Here is a 16819-nt window from a genome sequence, read left to right as displayed (position 1 = left end):
GGTGCGCCGGACGATCACGGCGAGTTCGTGTGTGCCATCGATGCGGGCCCTCGCCTACACCTTGCAATGCCCACCCCACTCGACGTCGACGCGGTTGGCGGACGTGCCCCCCTCACAGCACCGGCCGCTGCGTCTGTGACGGCCAGCGGATCGCCCGCCATGGCGCGAGCTGTGAACCACGCAGCGACATGGGCGCCTTCAGTCGTCGGCACCGTTCGGCGGGAGCATCTGCTGGTAGTGCGCCGCGTTGACGGCGCCGGCCCATGACGAAGCATGCCCGGACCTTGGGGTCATCGAAGGGGTTGGGTGGATCTTCCGGCGGCGGCGGCTCGTCCTCCTTCGGCGGTTCGGTCCATCCCGGCGGACGAATCGGTACGCCCGGCGGGCGCAGGCATCTGGACGTCATAGTGATACCCGATCACGGCCCGTGCCGGCCACCGTGATTCGCAGGCCTGCGCCAACGCGCACCCATCCCAGAAACTGACCCGTAGCGTATGCCGGGCAGAACGCCGCCCAGGTTGAGACCGAGGCCAGCCTTGCACCGGGCTCCAGCGCCAGCAACCGATTGATCTCGACACGCGCCTCGGCCGTGAGCTGCGCCTCCGCTAGCTCGGCAATTACGCGGTGCCCTTCTGCGCCCTAGGCAGACGCTTCAAGCGGAACGCAGAGTGCTGCCAGCAGCGCGGCCATCGAACAGAGAGATTTCATGGCCGCGATGTTATGGGACGACCAGCTATCGGCACGGATGGTTCAGTGATGACATGGATGACGGGCAATCACGCCGGTGCCGGGAAGTCAGGTCAGCTCGATGTCGCGGCACTGCGGTTGCAGTGGCCGGAAAGACAACCGAACCGCATCGGCAGGCATCAGAGCTGGCCACGAGCGCTACAGGTCTTCTGCCAATGCCGCGGCATCGGCTGGGTGGAAATTGGACAGGTACAGCAGCACCTGCTTTGTTGCCTTGGTGATCGAATCGTCGCGATCTGGCACTCGTTGACGCCGAGCTCGGCACTGAGGTACGTCAGCAGTACAGGTGACATCGCCGTGATCTTTACCCTATGAAGACGGGGTAAAGGACTGCGAGCCACTGGTCAGCGAAGAAGATCAGAATTTGCCGTTCCCGTTCTTCCACTCTGCGCGAGGCGGGATCTCTTGGACTGCACTCCAATGCTCAGCGATCTTTCCGTTTTGAACCCGAAACAAATCTGAGAATGCTGTGTGCTTTCCAGCAAAATGCCCCTCGCTCAAAACGAGGACGAAGTTTCCTTCGCCGAGCACCTTGTGGATGCGGTCATGCGTCACCGTGATGCCCGCTTTGGCCCAGCCCCCGAATACGGCCATCAACGCCGGAAGCGTGTCCGGGATCAGCGGATGGTGCTGAATGATGTCAGCATCGTAATACTCGCCAATTTTTTCCACTCGGCCGTTGACGAGAACGTCCTCCACGAAGGCCCGCGCAACCAGCTTGTTCGCGGCCGTCTTTTCAAGATCAACGGCTTGCGTCGGACCGTCGATCATCGTCCGCCCGCTGGGATTCGGGCTTGTCGGCGTCTCCTGCAGAGTGTCCCAGTGTTCAACGATCTTGCCGTCTTCAAAACGGAAGACGTCGAAGCCAATCTTCGGCCCGAAAACGATGTAGTCGGTGTGCGCGAACACGTAGTTGCCATCTTGGAAGACGCGCACAGTATTCACACGGGCAGAGCCTTTGGGAATGGCTTGCACGAGCGCTTGAAAACCTTTCAAGCCATCCGGTGCGCTCAGGTTGTGCTGGATGTACTTGTCCGGGTTAATCACGACGATCGGCTCAGACTCTCCGGTTTCGATTGCCTTGAGAAGGCTGACGACTTGGCTTTTTTGGGCGGTCATGGGAGATGTCCGATTTAGGTTTGCAGGGGTTACACAGCCGCCCAGCGCAGCAGTTATCGCGCCGATTGAAAGTACTTGGAGGAAGAAGGTGTTTTTCATGACGCAACTGTGCTGAATTGAGTGCGCCGGTACAAGGTGAGACTGAGGCGCGATGCGGTCGAAATCAGTCATCCGCTGACCGGGTTGTCCGACAGCGGAATCGATGCGACCACGGGACGAAGCTTTCAGCCTCGGTTTGATCCACCGAGATTGCCGGCAGGGCCTGGAGTTCATCGCAGGCACGGCGATAGTTCCCGCGTTGCTCTATCCCGTCAAAGGCATGGTTCGCAGGAAGCATTCCGCCGCGATGCAGGTATTCAACCCGTGAGGCCGCCGCTCATGTGGCGAGACGGGTGAGAGTGTTTCCTCTGGTCGCCTCAAGGCATTCGACGCCTCGCCGCAACTCGGCAGCGCGGCGTTGGAACTCGAATGTCAAGTCGTGAGCCGATCATCAGGCAACCAACCAACCGACTGGCGCTGCTGCGAGCGTTTGCGAGAAGATTGACGCAGACCCTTCGGTCCACCGATGTGGTTGCTCGGCTGGGTCGCGACGAGTTCACCGAGGTGCGTAGCCAGCAAGATCGTCCAGGCAATGCGCACGCCGTTCGTCATCGAGCAACAAACGTTCGTCGTCACGACGAGCGTTGGCTTGACGTTCTATCAAGGCGATGCCGCGACTGTGCAAGGGTGGTCTCACTTCCCCTGCTGACCTTTGCCTGTTTTCGACGACGAGCCGTGGAGAGCTTGGCATGGGTTCAGCAGGCCTCGCTGCCGAGCTCAAGTGCCATCGCGAAGAGGCGGATACATCGGGACGCTGGTCAACGTGCGTTGAACTCTGCCTGCGCTGAGCGGAAGGCAGACGGCGTCACTTTTACAAGTCGGCGGAAGAACTTGATGAAGTTTGTTGTTTCCGAGAACCCGAGCTTGGTCGCGATCTGCGCGACGTTCGCTTCACTGTGCACCAGCAACCGCTTGGCCTCGAGTGCCACGCGCTGGTCTACCGCGCTCTTCGCTGTGTGGCCGGCGGCGGCGAGGCAAGCCCTCGACAGGGTGCTCTCGGAGTAGCCGATTCGCTGGGCCAACTCTCGGATGCTGGGCCGGCGATCCAGGTGCTTGTCGAGCTCCCGCATGAAGACTCCGTAGATATCGCGGTCCGTGCTCGCCGCCACTGCCGGCAGCTCTGGGCGCTCGCGCGCAAGACGCAGGAGCAAGGCTAGCAACTCATGCCATATTTGCGCCGTCTCCAGTGCGCTGCCTTCGAAGCGCCCGATGTCCGCTCGAAGCCTTTCGACATCCGCACACGCGTCCACGAAAACCTGGCGGGTCGGTCGCAGCTTCGCGGGCCAGTCGTCGAGGGCCAACATCTTCATGTCCGCCTCGGCGCGTGCGATGAGTGGAGCCAGGGCCAGGGGAGACACCAGCACCAGATCCGCCTCCACCCTGTCCTGCAAGCCCCACTGCTGGACCTGGCCGGGACGCACGAGGAGTACGTCGCCCCGCCCCAGCCGGTGTTCGATGAAGTCGACGCGGTGCCTTCCCGTCCCACCGCGGACCAGCAGCATCAGGTAGAAGTCCGGGCGCTCTGGCTCGAGCCGGAGCGCCCCATGCCGGCGGCGCGCCTCGGGCAGTGCAAGTACCTCGATGCCGAGCTTCGCCAGGCGTGGGTTGTAGAACGGAATCTTCCGAACGGCGGCTACTTCTCGGGGCATTGGTAGTCGTTGGTTCCATGTGCCGCAAATTGGGTACGGGAGGGATTCTCGTCGACGGCGCAGGCTTGCCGCTCAAGCAAGAATGGAAGCTGCCCCGCACTTCCACGGCTGATCAGGCTCCAGATTCGCTACGAGGGCGTTTGATGCGAACTTGGTGGTATTGACCAACGGTGCCGCGGAATCCGGTATGAACTAATGTGCCGCGTGGCGCCTGAGGCCGTGCTGACGACGAAGTCGCGCTGGGGGACACTCCATGTGTGCACGACCCATTCATCGACACTCTGCTAAGCCAACACGGTGTGCGGGCCGACGCGCTGCGTTGCGTGACACGGCTGGACTGCGAGGTTTGGCGGGTACGCCGCAAGGTCAGTCCCGATCTGGCGCTGCGCCTTTACTCGGTGAGCCACCAGGATCCCGCTGCCATCCACACCGAGCTGGACTGGCTTGGGGCGCTGGCTGCCGACGGGCTGCACGTGCCGGTTCCACAATGCAGCGCCGAAGGAACGCGACTGCACCGCCATCCAGATGGGCGCTACGCGGTCCTGCTGACATGGCTCGACGGGCGTCATTGCGACCGCAGCCTTACACCCGCGCGGTTGCATGCTGTTGGCCGGTTCACTGGAGCTCTGCACCGAGTGGCCACGGCGCTGCACGCAGCCGGCCGCGTACGCACGGATCGTCAAGCCACGCCACTGGACCTGCCCGCGTGGGCCGCGGGCACTCGACCAGGGATGGAGCGCCTAAGCACGGCCAATCGCGCGTTGCTTCGCGATTCAGCCGCGCGACTGCACGATGAAGTCGAAGCCTTTAGTCGCGGGCCGGAAAGCTGGGGCCTGGTGCACGGCGACCTGCATCTATGGAATTTGCTCTTCGTGCGAGGCGCTGCCGGCGCCATCGACTTCACTGACTGCGGGATGGGCCATCACGCCATGGACCTCGCCGCCACGCTGCAGTACCTGCGCTACCCTTTGGCGAGCAATCATGACCATCGGCGACAGTACCCCGCCCTGCACGACGCGTTGCTGCGAGGCTACGCCGAGGAAAACACCCCTTCGCCAGACCTAGGCCTGCAGGTTTCGGTGCTTGTCACTGCACGGCTTTTCCTCACGCTGGCGTGGATCCTGGATGACTGGCCCACCCTGGATCACCGTCCGTGGGCGCCTGGATTCATCCGCGGGTCGCAGCAGGCTTTGCGTACGTGGCTTGCCAACCCACCTGGCGCCTGAAGCTCGCACCATCCACAAGCGGCAAGTTAGGCAGCGGTCGTTCGTGACGGGCAGCTTCTGACCGAGACTGACTCTTCCTCGCCGACCCTGTTGCACTTGCTTGTTGAAACCGCGAGCCGTTTGCCTGGGCCACGACTCCGAGCGATGCAGGTCCACAGTCGTTGCATCGACGAATGGCCGGCACCGGTCAAGGCGCCGCCATCTTTTCCCACGTCAAGCGGTTCACGATCTGCCGCCCGTCGTAGGTGATCGGGGCGGTCGTCAGCACCAGACGCGGGCCCTCAATCTTGAAGAAGCGCTTGTAGACGATGCCGACTTCCTCGGGGTAGAGGCTGGCAGCAAGTTGGTGCGAGACGCTGTTGTCGACGGGATCGATCGCGTACGTGCCCCAGTAGGCGTAGTAGCCGAGGAAGGCTCTCTTGAGCTCCTCGGGTGTCGCGGAGGCCCGCGAGCCGCTGGCAAAGAGTGGCCTTGGGTCGCGCATGATCTGCACGGACATCAGGCCATTGGGTTGGTATGTGATCAGGCCGAGCGGCTTCTCGCCCATCCAGACCGTTGAGACCTCACCCTTGTCGCGCAAAGTCTCTACTGCTAGCAAGCGCCAGTTTCCGAGCAGGCCAGCGGCGGTGCCCGGCTCCGCCGGCGCCGTGGCGCAGCCGCCGAGCGACATCAACAGGACAACGGTCCAGGCGACGGTGCGAAGGTCTGCTTGCATGCTGGTTCTCCTTGGGGGCAGGCCCAAGCATCGGGCAACGGGGCGGCACGAGTCCTGCCCGAACTATCAAGAATCCTCAAGCTCGATGAAAATCGCACCATGGGCGAATTCACGCTGGAGTCGAACGCCTCGCCCTCCGAAGTGCCGGTGGCGGGTTTCGTCGTCGATTTCGGACGCGAACAGCTGCGTGACACAAAGGGCACTCCCGTGCCGCTGCGACCGCGTGCTTGGGCGGTGTTGCGCTGCTTGGCCACAAACGCCGGTCGGGTGGTCACCAAGGACGAGTTGTTGCAGGCGGTCTGGCCGGGCCTCGTGGTCACAGACGGCTCGCTCGCGCAGGCCGTCAGCGAGATCCGCGAAGCGATGGGCGACGCCGGCGCCTGCGCGCTTAAGACGGTGCCGCGACGTGGCTACCAGCTCGTCCTCGAGCCGGTTCCGCCGAAGGTCCGCGGCGACGATGGTCCCTACTTCCTCGAAGAGGCCGACCGCCCATCACTGGCCGTTCTTGCCTTCCGTTCGATGGGCGGCGACCTTTCCTCGGATGAAGAAGCAAGAGCGTTGGCGCGCGACCTGGCCTCCGAACTGGGTCGCAACAGCGACCTGCGCCTGGTGTCGCACCACGCAAGCTTCGCGTTCGCAGGCGGCGGTACGCCGGTGGTCGAAATCGGCCGGCGCCTCGGCTGCCGCATGTTGATCGACGGCCAGCTGCGCCTGGACGGGCACACCATCGTCGTCACGCTGGAACTGCTGGACAGTGAAACTGCGACGATTCTTTGGACCAGCAAGCACAGGACCGACCCCTCGCCGACATGGATCCGTGATGCGTTCGTCCAGTCGATCGCGCGGTCGCTGCATGGCAAGGCCCGCGAACTCCAGCGCATGCGGCAAGCACGGCCACCCGCGGCGCCGAGCGTCTACAGCATGACGATGCGGGGCAGTCTGCTCGCGATGCAATTCGGCGCTGAAGCGCTGGCGGCCGGCAGGCGGTCGCTCGAAGGTGCGCTCTCGCTCGACGCCGACTATGCGCCCGCGTGGACGTGGCTGGGGTACCTGAACACGATCGACGCGTACTTCGGTATCACGGGCACGTTCAATGCCGACCGCGTGTCCGAGAGCCTGGCGCAGTTGCAGCATGCGATCGAACTCGACTCGCGGAGCGCTTGCGCGCACCGTGGGCTGTCGATGGCCTTGCGCGTGAAGCGAGACTTCGAAGCCGCGCTTGCGGCCGCCGAGCGTGCCGTCGAGCTGGCGCCGTCGAGCATCGACTCATGGCAAATGCTGTCGCACGCGCTGCTTTACCTTGGCCGCGCGCGCGAGGCGCTCGACACCAACCTGATGGTGCTTCCCCAAGGTACCGAACTTTCCGGCTACTGGGCTGCTGCGCGTTCGGTGATGCTTTGGGCGAACCGACAGCTCGTCGAGTCGCTGCGACATGCAGAAGAGGCGCTCATCAAGACTCCGCACTACACGCCAAGTCGGCAGGCCCGCGTGCTTGCGCTGGCGGAGCTCGGTCGACTCGACGAAGCGCGGCGCGAGGCCGCGACACTGCTGTCGCTGGTCCCCAAGCGGACTGCCTCAGAGGTGATGAACTACTACGCAGACTCGGCCGTCGAACTGCGCGAGAGGATTCGCGTAGCTTGCGCTGCGGCAGGAATTCCGCCCTAGGCAATGTACTGCGTTGCAGGACTGAACGACAGCTTTGTGGTGGCCCGTTGAGCGGACGGGACGTCTGCAAGGGTCGGCAGCGCCCCATCGCCACGAGCACAGGCGGTCATTCCGCGTAGGGTGCCTGGCTCTCACCGGTGACGAAGCCTGCGAGGAGGCGCTGATGGACAGCACGGCATTTCGCAGCATGAACCACCGTCTTCACCAAAGGTTTGGTGCTACATCTGCAGTGATTGCTTCGGCGAGGGAGTAGTCGCTCCTCTCTTGTCTGAGCGCGGCAGCAGCAGTGGAATCATTCCACTGCCAGCAAGCTTGGCCACCATCGCTGCAGCGGGGCATTTGCATCGTGTGGCGCCCAGCGCAAATCGGCTTCAACCGCCTGGTCGTGCAGCTGCTGGCGGTGCTGGTGGCGACGAATTGCACGGCCTCATCAGCTACCAAGACAACGAAAAGTCCTAGTTCGTGATGCTTCCGGCGGGCAAGATGATCCTGGTTTCGAGCAGCTTTCGTGCACTTGACCCCGCGCAGCTCAGCAACATTCAACACTTGAAGCACCAAACGCCGAGAACCGCGGCGTTCGGTACTTCAAAGTTCTGCCAGGTCGCTCAGAACTCCGATTCTCGACCGCTGCCCATGCACAGCCATGCAAACGCTTCAAGGCAGACCGCGGCTGATGCTTGCGCAACCCAGGACATCGTCGAGTTCACGAAAAAAGTTCTGTGTGCACGTTACTCGGACACGTCTCTGTCAAGTCAGCGGCGTTACCAACGTCCCATTGCGACTCAAATAGGAGCATGGAATTTTTCGACCGGTACCGGGACCTATGCCGGAGCCATTCATCAGCTCTGCTAAAGAGTCCCTAGGAACAATGACAGGCGATGACTAAGCGAGTGGTAGGTGCATGACCTTCTCGCCACTCGCCGGAGTTGGAACTACGATCGTCGCCACCACCCTTCCATCGCGTTCGATGTCGATGCGACCGGGCGGGGGCATGTGGTTTGGGAGACTTTCCGGTGCAAGCTCGTGCATGACTTGCTTCGGATCGGACGGCGTTCCCGTTGCCGCGATCTCCAGAGCACGTTTCATGACCCGCTCGCGGTCGCGTTCAAGCTCTGCCTCTAAGCGCGTTCCCCAGGTGGCTTGCAAGTGCGATGGCGAACGGAATGCCGCGACGATTTCCCTAGGAAGTCGTGCAAGCTTCAGAAGGCGATAGACACCACTCTTGTCGGCATTGATCGCCTTCGCAAGCTCTTCGGCCGAGCCGAAGACCTTGAAGTCGAGCGCACGTTGGAAATGCAAGCCGCGCTCAAGCGGACTCCCGTCCTTGCGAGCTAGGTTTTCATGCACCATCTCCACAAGCAGCTTCTTGTCGTCCATCGCTTCGATGAACGCGGCCACGGGAAGTCCGAGCTCTAGACAAGCCCGGTGACGGCGGTGGCCGAAGACCACTTCCCACTGGTCCTGACAGGTCGGGCTGACCGGCCGAACCTTGATGGGCTGGACATTGCCACCCGTGCTTTGAATGTGCCGCTTCAGTTCCTGAAACGCCGCACTCTCCCAAGTTTCCGGGCCCCGGTTGATGTAGAGAGTCGGCTGGACGCAGGCTGCGTCCAGCAGCACAGGCCATGCACTCAGAGCTGGCGCAGGGATGGGCGCGTCAAGGGGCGCCGACTCCTGAAAGGAAGGCCCAGCTTCGCCTAGAGAGCCGAGCACGCTTTTGAGCGCAGGGGATGAGATAGACGGTTGAGATTCCATGCTTGCGCACGCCTCTCTCGAGGCGTCAGAGTGATGAAATCTCAATGAGCAGCGGGAGCTGCCGGTCTAACGAAGAAAGTATCCAACGAAGCAAATGCGTCGCGCAAGGCATGCAAAGCAAGAAGCCTTTAACGGCGTGACATTTGCCCGCAACCTTGTCAGCCCGCGTTCAAATGTGATAGCCATTTATCCATGAATCTCGCCATCAAAGCTGGATCCCGCCAGGTTCGCGCGGTAGCGAGGCGTTGCCTCAAACCTACCCATCACGAGTCACGGCGTTGAGGTACGTCGCCCTGCACAGCACCCCGATTGCAGAGGACTTGGCCAAGCGAGCATCCATCGAGCAACACGACATAAGGCTCGTCGCAGCGGACGCTTCCTAGAAGGGTCTGAACTGGCACAGCCAACAGGGTTTGGGACGCCTCCGCCATGCGGCGCCGTTCTCGTCCGCTAAATGTGATGGTGACCGGCGAAGGGGGCAGCAGCGGAGACTCGCGATCCTTACGGCGCTTCAACAGCCGTGGAACCTGTGACCCATATTCCAAATTTGGAATATTCCAAAGAAAAACGGGCTAGCACTTTCGCGCTAACCCGTTGATTTTATTGGCGGAGTGGACGGGGCTCGAACCCGCGACCCCCGGCGTGACAGGCCGGTATTCTAACCAACTGAACTACCACTCCATGATGGCTTCCGCATCTCTGCGCAAGCGCCATCAAACTTGGCGTCCCCTAGGGGATTCGAACCCCTGTAGCCACCGTGAAAGGGTGGTGTCCTAGGCCTCTAGACGAAGGGGACTCAATCCTTCTTCCTTGAACTGCGCGCCGCCTCGAACCGTTAGGTTCTTGGTGGAGGTAAGCGGGATCGAACCGCTGACCTCTTGCATGCCATGCAAGCGCTCTCCCAGCTGAGCTATACCCCCTCCGTTTTTGACTATCTCGGATTGGACGCGCTGTTCAAGCGAGACTGCGATTATAGACAGATTTTCAAGCACTTCGCAAACGCGCAATCACGATCTCACGAGAGAACAGTTCAAGCACTGCATCTATCGATGGTGTTTGGGCGCGACCGCACACCAGCACGCGCACGGCGTGGGCCAATTGCGGCATCTTGAGCGCGTGTGCAGCCAGCGTTTCCTTGATGGCGGCAGCGATCGCGGCCTTGTTCCATTCGACGATCGACAACTTGTCGGTCAGGGTGGGCAAGGCCGGCTTCACTGCATCAGTGACATGGGCAGCGAGGTCTTCGGCGGTTGGCACCACGTCGGTGAAGTACATCTGAACCCAGTCGGCGAGATCGACCGTGGTCGAGCAACGGTCCTTGAACAGTCCGATCACACGGGTCACGGAAGAAACGCTTGCCGATGCAATGCCACGCTTTGCCAACTGCGCTGACACCAGTTCGGCAAGTTGATCGTCCGGCAAGGCCTTCAGGTAGTGGGCATTGACCCACGCCAGCTTGGCGGCGTCCCATTGCGCGGGGCTCTTGGAGAGATGGCTGCCATCGAACCACTCGACGAGTTGCGCGCGGGTGAACAACTCTTCGTCACCGTGGCTCCACCCCAGGCGAGCGAGGTAGTTGAGCATCGCTTCCGGCAGGAAGCCCGACTCTTCATAGGCCGTCACGCTCACCGCGCCGCGGCGCTTGGAAAGCTTCTGCCCGTCGTCACCTAGGATCACCGGCACATGGCCAAACTTCGGCAGCTGTGCGCCGAGTGCATGAAAGATGTTGATCTGCCACGGCGTGTTGTTGACGTGCTCGTCGCCACGAAACACATGGCTGATCTGCATGTCCCAATCGTCGACCACCACGCAGAAGTTGTAGGTCGGGATGCCGTCCTGCCGCACGATGATCAGGTCGTCGATCTCGCGGTTCGAGATGCTGATGGTCCCTTTCACCAGATCGTCCCAGGTCACCACGCCGTCTTGCGGGTTGCGGAAGCGAACCACCGGCTGCACGCCTTCGGGGATGGCGGGGAGCGCCTTGCCCGGCTCAGGCCGCCAGCGTCCGTCATAGTGCGTCTTCTCGCCGCGGGCGCGCTGTGCTTCACGCGTGGCTTCCAGCTCTTCGGGGGTGCTGTAGCAGCGGTAGGCTTTGCCTTCTGCGATGAGCTGGTCGATTACTGCGCGATAGCGGTCGAGGCGCTGCATCTGATAGATCGGGCCTTCGTCGTAGTCGAGGCCAAGCCACTTCATCGACGCAAGGATCTGGTCTACAGAATCTTGCGTGGAACGAGCCACGTCGGTGTCTTCGATGCGGAGAATGAACTCCCCGCCGAAGTGGCGTGCAAAAGCCCACGAGTACAGGGCCGTGCGCGCCGTGCCGAGGTGAAGAAAGCCGGTGGGCGACGGAGCGATGCGGGTGCGGATCTTTTGCGTCATGCGTGTTGAGTATTCACAGTGTGGCCAGGCCGCGCAGCAGGTCGGCCTTCAGGTCTTCGACATCATCCAGCCCCACCGCCACGCGGATCATTCCTTGGGTGATGCCGGCGGCTTGGCGTTGCTCTTCGCTAAGTCGGCCATGCGAGGTGCTGGCGGGGTGGGTGATGGTGGTCTTGGTGTCGCCGAGGTTGGCGGTGATAGAGCAGATCTGCGTGCTATCGATCACGTGAAAGGCGCCTTTGCGTTCGCCCTTCACGACGAACGACACCACGGCGCCGCCCTTCCCCGACTGCTGCGCCATCGCGAGTTCGTGCTGCGGATGCGAGCTCAGCCCAGGGTAGAACACGCGCTCGATCTGCGGCTGAGCTTCGAGCCAGGTTGCCAGCTGCAGAGCACGCGTGCTCTGCGCTTCCATTCGAATCGACAGCGTCTCCAGGCCCTTCAGTACCACCCAGGCGTTGAAGGGCGACAAGGACATGCCCGCACTGCGCATCACCGGCATCAACTTTTCGTTGACCATTTGCTCAGTACCGCAGATGGCGCCAGCGATCACGCGGCCCTGCCCATCGAGGTACTTGGTGCCCGAATGGATCACGACATCGGCGCCCAACTCCATGGGCCGCTGTAAGGCGGGCGAACAAAAGCAGTTATCGACGGCGAACAGAGCGCCTGCTTCTTTCGCGATCGCTGCGAGCGCGCGGATGTCGCACACCTCGGTCAACGGGTTGGTTGGCGACTCGGCAAACAGCAGGCGCGTGTTTGGCTTGACGGCCTTCCGCCAGGCGTTCACATCGGTCTGCGAAACAAAGCTGGTCTCGACGCCAAATTTGCCGAACTCGCGGCTGAACAACATCATGGTGGAGCCAAACACGCTCTGCGAACACACCACGTGATCGCCCGCCTTCAGCACGCCGAGACCGAGCAAAAGAATAGCGCTCATGCCGCTGGCCGTGGCAATGCAGGCCTCACTGCCTTCCAATGCCGCGAGGCGACGCTCGAACATCATCACCGTCGGGTTGGTGAAGCGCGAATAGGTGAAGGCTTCTTCCTCGTTCGCGAAGCGCGCCGCGGCCGTGGCGGCATCGGGCTGCACGAAGCTGCTGGTCAGGAACAAGGCCTCGGAGTTCTCACCCCAGGCGCTGCGAGGCAGTCCTTCGCGCACGGCCAGCGTGTCGCGTCGGGTGCCGACAGGCAGGTCGACACGAGGAATCTTCTTGCCCGCGGCCACGGCTATTCGGTGGCGCTTTGCAGCGCAAGCCGTGAGCGGTCGTTGGTTTCCTCTTCGTCGCCTTGCGACAAGCGCTGCGCTGCCATGGCATCGAAGTCAGCCAGCGACACGTCACCGGTGACATAGCGCCCATCGAAGCACGAGGCCTCGAATCCGGCCAGCTTGGGGTTAAGCGCGCTGACCACCTTCTTCATTGCGTCAACATCTTGATAGATCAAGGCGTCGGCACCGATGAACTGGCGGATCTCCTCGATGCTGCGGTTGTGTGCGATCAGCTCTTCGCTGGTGGGCATGTCGATGCCGTACACATTCGGGTAGCGCACTGGCGGTGCAGCCGAGGCCATGTAGACCTTGCGTGCGCCGGCGTCGCGAGCCATCTGCACGATCTCTTTCGACGTGGTGCCGCGCACGATGGAATCATCAACCAGCAGCACGTTGCGGCCCTTGAACTCAACGCCGATGGCGTTGAGTTTCTGCCGTACCGATTTCTTGCGCACGCCCTGCCCCGGCATGATGAAGGTACGGCCGACGTAGCGGTTCTTTACGAAGCCTTCGCGGTACGGCTTGCCGATGCGTTGCGCAAGCTGCATCGCCGAGGGACGGCTCGACTCGGGGATCGGGATCACCACATCGATCTCGTTCGGGCGGATGGTCGAGATCAGGCGCTGGGCCAGTGTCTCGCCCATGTTCAGGCGGGCCTGATAGACCGAGATGCCATCCATCACCGAATCGGGCCGGGCGAGGTAGACGAACTCGAACATGCACGGATTCAGCGTCGGGTTCTCGGCGCATTGCTGCGTGTGGATCTGCCCTTCGAGGTCAATGAACACGGCCTCGCCGGGTGCCACGTCGCGGATTACCGTGTGCCCGGTGCCTTCAATGGCCACCGACTCACTCGCCACCATCACCTCGCGGCCTTCGGGCGTCACGCCTTCGCCGAAACAAAGCGGGCGGATGCCATACGGATCGCGGAAGGCCAGCAAGCCATAGCCCGCAATCAGCGCCACCACAGCGTACGAGCCCTTGATGCGCTTGTGCACCGCACGCACGGCCTTGAACACCTCTTCCGGCGACAGCGGGAGGTCGCGCGCGGCCAGTTCGAGCTCATGGGCGAGGATGTTGATCAGCACCTCGGTGTCGCTGGTGGTGTTGATGTGCCGGCGGTCGATGTCGAACAGCTCCTGCTTCAGCGTGTGAGCGTTGGTCAGGTTGCCGTTGTGGACCAGCACGATGCCGAACGGCGCGTTCACATAGAAGGGCTGCGCCTCTTCTTCGCTGTAGGCGTTGCCGGCTGTCGGATAGCGCACCTGACCCAATCCCACCGCGCCGGGCAGCGCCCGCATGTTCCGGGTGCGGAACACGTCACGCACCATGCCGCGCGCCTTGTGCATGAAGCACTTCGTGCCCTGCATCGTGACGATGCCTGCAGCGTCCTGCCCACGGTGCTGCAGTAGCAGCAGCGCGTCATAGATCAGCTGGTTGACAGGGCTCTTGGAGATGACGCCGACGATGCCGCACATGGGGAGTCCTTGGAGTTCAACGCACCTTGCCAGATGCTGGCAGGTGCTGCAAAAGTTGGGGCGGAAGCACCGGGCGCAAGGCATCGAATGCCACCTGCAGACACTGTGCACCCTGGGAAGACTGCCACGCCGGTGATTTCATCAGCGGCGTGAGACTGATCACGGTAGCAACCGCCAGCAACAGCACCAGGCCGCGCAGCAGCCCGAAGACGGCGCCCAGAAAGCGGTCTGGCAGGCTCAGCGGCGTGGCATGGATGAGCAAGCGCAACAAGCGCGACCCGACCGCCCAGACCAGCAGCACCGCGATGAAAACCGCCGAGAACGCGGCCGCATGGTTGATGGCCGAGCCCGGGTTGCCGACCGGAATATGCGGCGCCACGTCGACTGCCAGCCACTGCGCCGCAAAGTACGCGGCGAACCAGCCGAGCAGCGAGAGCACCTCGAACACGAACCCGCGAATCAACCCCAGGATGACCGACAGCGCCAGGATGCCCGCGAGAACGATATCGACCCATTGCATGACTCGCCGTCAGAGCGTGTAGACCGCCGAAGACAGCCCGGCGGATTTGATCTTGTCGGCTGCCTTGTCGGCCTCGCCGCGCGAGCCGAAGGGGCCGACGCGAACCCGGATGCGCTTGCCGTTGGATGTTTCCACCACCTGGGTGTAGGTCTTCAGGCCAAGTTTCTCGACCTTCTGCCGCGCCTCTCGCGCCGCCGTGACCTCAGCGAAGGCCCCCACTTGCACCACGAAGCGTCCTTCCGCCGCTGCGACCGGCTTGGCGGCCGTTTCCTTGCCTTCGAGCAGAGCTTGCGCGCGTGCGCTCTCGACAGGCTTAGCGTCCGGCTTCGGAGCGACCGGCTTGGGCTCAGGTTTCGGCTCTGGCTTCGGTTCCGCAGCAGGCTGCTGCGCTGGCTTGGGCTGGACCGGGGTGGTAGCGGGTGCAGAGGCAACGGCGGGAGACGAGGCTGCCACAACCTCGCGCCCTGTATCGGCTGTGTTTTCCGTGATCACGCTCGGCGGCACGGCTGGGGTTGCGGGCCGCGGCGCTGTTGTCGTGCGCGGTGCAGGCGCCGCGGGAGCAGCGCTGTCCTTGCGCGCAATTTCGATCGGCGTGTCGACCGGCAAAGGGCGCGGCTGGGTTTCGAACAGCAGGGGGAAACCGACGACGCCTGCGGTGACCAACACCACGGCCCCAATCAGACGCTGGCGGGCGCGCGTGCGTGCTTGCTGCACAGAGTCGGCGGACTCAGGAATCGGAGGCGCCTTGGATGGAGCTCCCGATTTGTTGCGCTTCAAAAATGACAGCAAACCCATGCAGTGCTGGTTCCAGGTGGGCACAACGGTGCGTTCGGGCTTTTGGAGTTCACCCACCTGCACGGGTGACCGGCAAGAAGGCCGGATTGGCTGGCGTCAGCCGACGTGCTTGGCAGTCAGACGGGGCAGACCATTCTTCAGCACGCCGCCCACGGTGTAAAACGAGCCGAAGACCACGATTCTATCAGCGGGGTCTGCGGCGACGATCGCTGCGCGCAGGGCTTCTGAGGGGTTGGCGTGGCACGCTGTCGTGACAGGACCGGGGCCCCGCAATGCGAGGCTTTCGTGCAGCGATTTGAGTTGCGTCGCAGTGGCGGCCCGACCGACCGGCAGGTCACAGAAATACCAATCATCGACGACCGGTGCCATGCGCTTGAGGATGGCAGTCAGGTCCTTGTCGCCCATCGCGCCGAAGATGGCGTGCGTGCGCGGAAAGAAGCCCATCTGGTCCAGGTTCTGGAACAGCGCGCCGACCGCCTGCGGGTTATGCGCCACGTCGAGCACCAGCGTCGGCTGGCCGGGCACGATCTGAAAGCGCCCCGCCAGTTCGACCAGCGCCAGGCCGCTGCGCACCGCCTGTGCGGTGATTGGCAGGCGCTCGCGCAGCGCCTCGAAGGCAGCCAGTGCGCCGGAGGCATTGAGCAGCTGGTTGGCACCCCGCAGCGCCGGATACGCGAGGCCGTTGAACCGTTTGCTGCGCCCTGCCCAACCCCATTGCTGCTTGTCGCCAGCGTAGTTGAAGTCGCGGCCGATCTGCCAGAGATCGGCGCCGACTTCCTCGGCGTAGGCCGCCACGCTCTTCGGCGGCACCGGGTCGCTGAACACGACGGGTCTGCCGGGCCGCATGATGGCCGCCTTCTCGCGCGCGATGGTCTCGCGGTCGGGGCCGAGATACTCCATGTGATCGAGATCGATGCTGGTGATCACGGCGCAATCGGCGTCGACCACGTTGACCGTGTCCAGGCGCCCGCCGAGGCCGACCTCGAGGATCACCATGTCGAGCCCCGCCTGCGAGAGCAGCCGCATGATCGCCATCGTCGTGAACTCGAAGTACGTGAGCGCCATGTCGCCACGGGCCGCTTCCACCGCCTCGAAATGCGGCAGAAGTTCGCTCGCCGACACCATCGTGCCATTGATGCGGCAGCGCTCTTCGAAGTGAACAAAGTGCGGCTTGATGTACAGCCCCACCCGGTAGCCAGCTTGCAGGCCGATGGCTTCAAGGAATGCGCAGGTCGAGCCCTTGCCGTTGGTGCCAGCCACGGTGATTACCGGCACGTCGAACTTGAGGCCGAGGCGCTGCTTGATCAACTCGCTCCGCGCGAGCCCCATGTCGATGTTCTTCGGGTGCAGGCGTTCGCAATGGTCCAGCCATTCAGCGAGCGTGGTGGGCAGAGGCATGGTG

The 16819-nt window shown here is 62.8% G+C and carries 13 protein-coding genes, 3 tRNA genes and 1 pseudogene; 4 read left to right on the top strand and 13 right to left on the bottom strand.

The window, feature by feature from the left end; translation table 11 throughout:
* Nucleotides 1-756: 756 nt before the first annotated feature.
* The gene (locus AC1DYS_RS10645) at nt 757-1062 is read left to right on the top strand and encodes a hypothetical protein (protein ID WP_477898753.1); all 306 of its coding nucleotides are present in this window, start codon (nt 757-759) and stop codon (nt 1060-1062) included.
* Between the two features lie 42 nt (nt 1063-1104).
* Here the strand turns inward: AC1DYS_RS10645 and AC1DYS_RS10640 are convergent, their stop codons facing one another.
* On the bottom strand, nt 1105-1965 hold the full coding sequence (locus AC1DYS_RS10640) for a nuclear transport factor 2 family protein (RefSeq protein ID WP_477898751.1): 861 nt from the start codon (nt 1963-1965) through the stop codon (nt 1105-1107).
* Nucleotides 1966-2334: 369 nt separating this feature from the next.
* On the opposite strand from AC1DYS_RS10640, the pseudogene AC1DYS_RS10635 reads away from it, so the two are divergent.
* Nucleotides 2335-2448: pseudogene (locus AC1DYS_RS10635) on the top strand (hypothetical protein); the annotation flags it as partial.
* A gap of 275 nt (nt 2449-2723) precedes the next feature.
* Here the strand turns inward: AC1DYS_RS10635 and AC1DYS_RS10630 are convergent.
* Nucleotides 2724-3614, bottom strand: coding sequence for a helix-turn-helix transcriptional regulator (locus tag AC1DYS_RS10630; protein ID WP_477898749.1), 891 nt, complete (start codon nt 3612-3614; stop codon nt 2724-2726).
* A 323-nt stretch (nt 3615-3937) separates the two neighbouring features.
* On the opposite strand from AC1DYS_RS10630, the gene AC1DYS_RS10625 reads away from it, so the two are divergent.
* The gene (locus AC1DYS_RS10625; protein ID WP_477898747.1) at nt 3938-4840 is read left to right on the top strand and encodes a phosphotransferase enzyme family protein; all 903 of its coding nucleotides are present in this window, start codon (nt 3938-3940) and stop codon (nt 4838-4840) included.
* Between the two features lie 187 nt (nt 4841-5027).
* Here AC1DYS_RS10625 and AC1DYS_RS10620 read toward each other — a convergent pair whose 3' ends face one another.
* Nucleotides 5028-5555, bottom strand: a complete 528-nt coding sequence (locus AC1DYS_RS10620; RefSeq protein WP_477898745.1) for a lipocalin-like domain-containing protein — start codon at nt 5553-5555, stop codon at nt 5028-5030.
* Between the two features lie 99 nt (nt 5556-5654).
* On the opposite strand from AC1DYS_RS10620, the gene AC1DYS_RS10615 reads away from it, so the two are divergent.
* Nucleotides 5655-7220 carry a winged helix-turn-helix domain-containing tetratricopeptide repeat protein gene (locus AC1DYS_RS10615; RefSeq protein ID WP_477898743.1) on the top strand — a complete coding sequence of 522 codons (1566 nt, stop codon included), beginning with the start codon at nt 5655-5657 and terminating at the stop codon, nt 7218-7220.
* A gap of 882 nt (nt 7221-8102) precedes the next feature.
* Here the strand turns inward: AC1DYS_RS10615 and AC1DYS_RS10610 are convergent.
* The 10 genes from AC1DYS_RS10610 to folC all read right to left on the bottom strand — a co-directional run bounded on the left by AC1DYS_RS10610 (nt 8103) and on the right by folC (nt 16815).
* Nucleotides 8103-8840 carry a ParB/RepB/Spo0J family partition protein gene (locus tag AC1DYS_RS10610; RefSeq protein ID WP_477898741.1) on the bottom strand — a complete coding sequence of 246 codons (738 nt, stop codon included), beginning with the start codon at nt 8838-8840 and terminating at the stop codon, nt 8103-8105.
* Nucleotides 8841-9579: 739 nt separating this feature from the next.
* A tRNA-Asp gene (locus tag AC1DYS_RS10605) sits at nt 9580-9656 on the bottom strand.
* A gap of 39 nt (nt 9657-9695) precedes the next feature.
* Nucleotides 9696-9771: transfer RNA gene (locus tag AC1DYS_RS10600), tRNA-Glu, on the bottom strand.
* Nucleotides 9772-9819: 48 nt separating this feature from the next.
* A tRNA-Ala gene (locus AC1DYS_RS10595) sits at nt 9820-9895 on the bottom strand.
* A gap of 64 nt (nt 9896-9959) precedes the next feature.
* Nucleotides 9960-11354, bottom strand: a complete 1395-nt coding sequence (gltX, locus tag AC1DYS_RS10590) for a glutamate--tRNA ligase (protein ID WP_477898739.1) — start codon at nt 11352-11354, stop codon at nt 9960-9962.
* A gap of 13 nt (nt 11355-11367) precedes the next feature.
* Nucleotides 11368-12582 (bottom strand): O-succinylhomoserine sulfhydrylase, encoded by a 1215-nt coding sequence (locus tag AC1DYS_RS10585; protein WP_477898737.1) that lies wholly within the window; start codon nt 12580-12582, stop codon nt 11368-11370.
* Nucleotides 12583-12584: 2 nt separating this feature from the next.
* Nucleotides 12585-14102 (bottom strand): amidophosphoribosyltransferase, encoded by a 1518-nt coding sequence (gene purF / locus AC1DYS_RS10580; protein ID WP_477898735.1) that lies wholly within the window; start codon nt 14100-14102, stop codon nt 12585-12587.
* A 16-nt stretch (nt 14103-14118) separates the two neighbouring features.
* Nucleotides 14119-14622: a CvpA family protein gene (locus tag AC1DYS_RS10575; RefSeq protein ID WP_477898733.1), complete on the bottom strand. Its 504-nt coding sequence runs from the start codon at nt 14620-14622 to the stop codon at nt 14119-14121.
* 9 nt (nt 14623-14631) lie between these two features.
* Nucleotides 14632-15480 carry an SPOR domain-containing protein gene (locus AC1DYS_RS10570; RefSeq protein WP_477898731.1) on the bottom strand — a complete coding sequence of 283 codons (849 nt, stop codon included), beginning with the start codon at nt 15478-15480 and terminating at the stop codon, nt 14632-14634.
* A 33-nt stretch (nt 15481-15513) separates the two neighbouring features.
* Nucleotides 15514-16815 (bottom strand): bifunctional tetrahydrofolate synthase/dihydrofolate synthase, encoded by a 1302-nt coding sequence (folC, locus tag AC1DYS_RS10565; protein ID WP_477898729.1) that lies wholly within the window; start codon nt 16813-16815, stop codon nt 15514-15516.
* Nucleotides 16816-16819: the final 4 nt, after the last annotated feature.

It is taken from the genome of Rhizobacter sp. P2_G4 (genome assembly GCF_056403575.1).
This window is presented reverse-complemented; position numbering and strand designations above follow the sequence as displayed.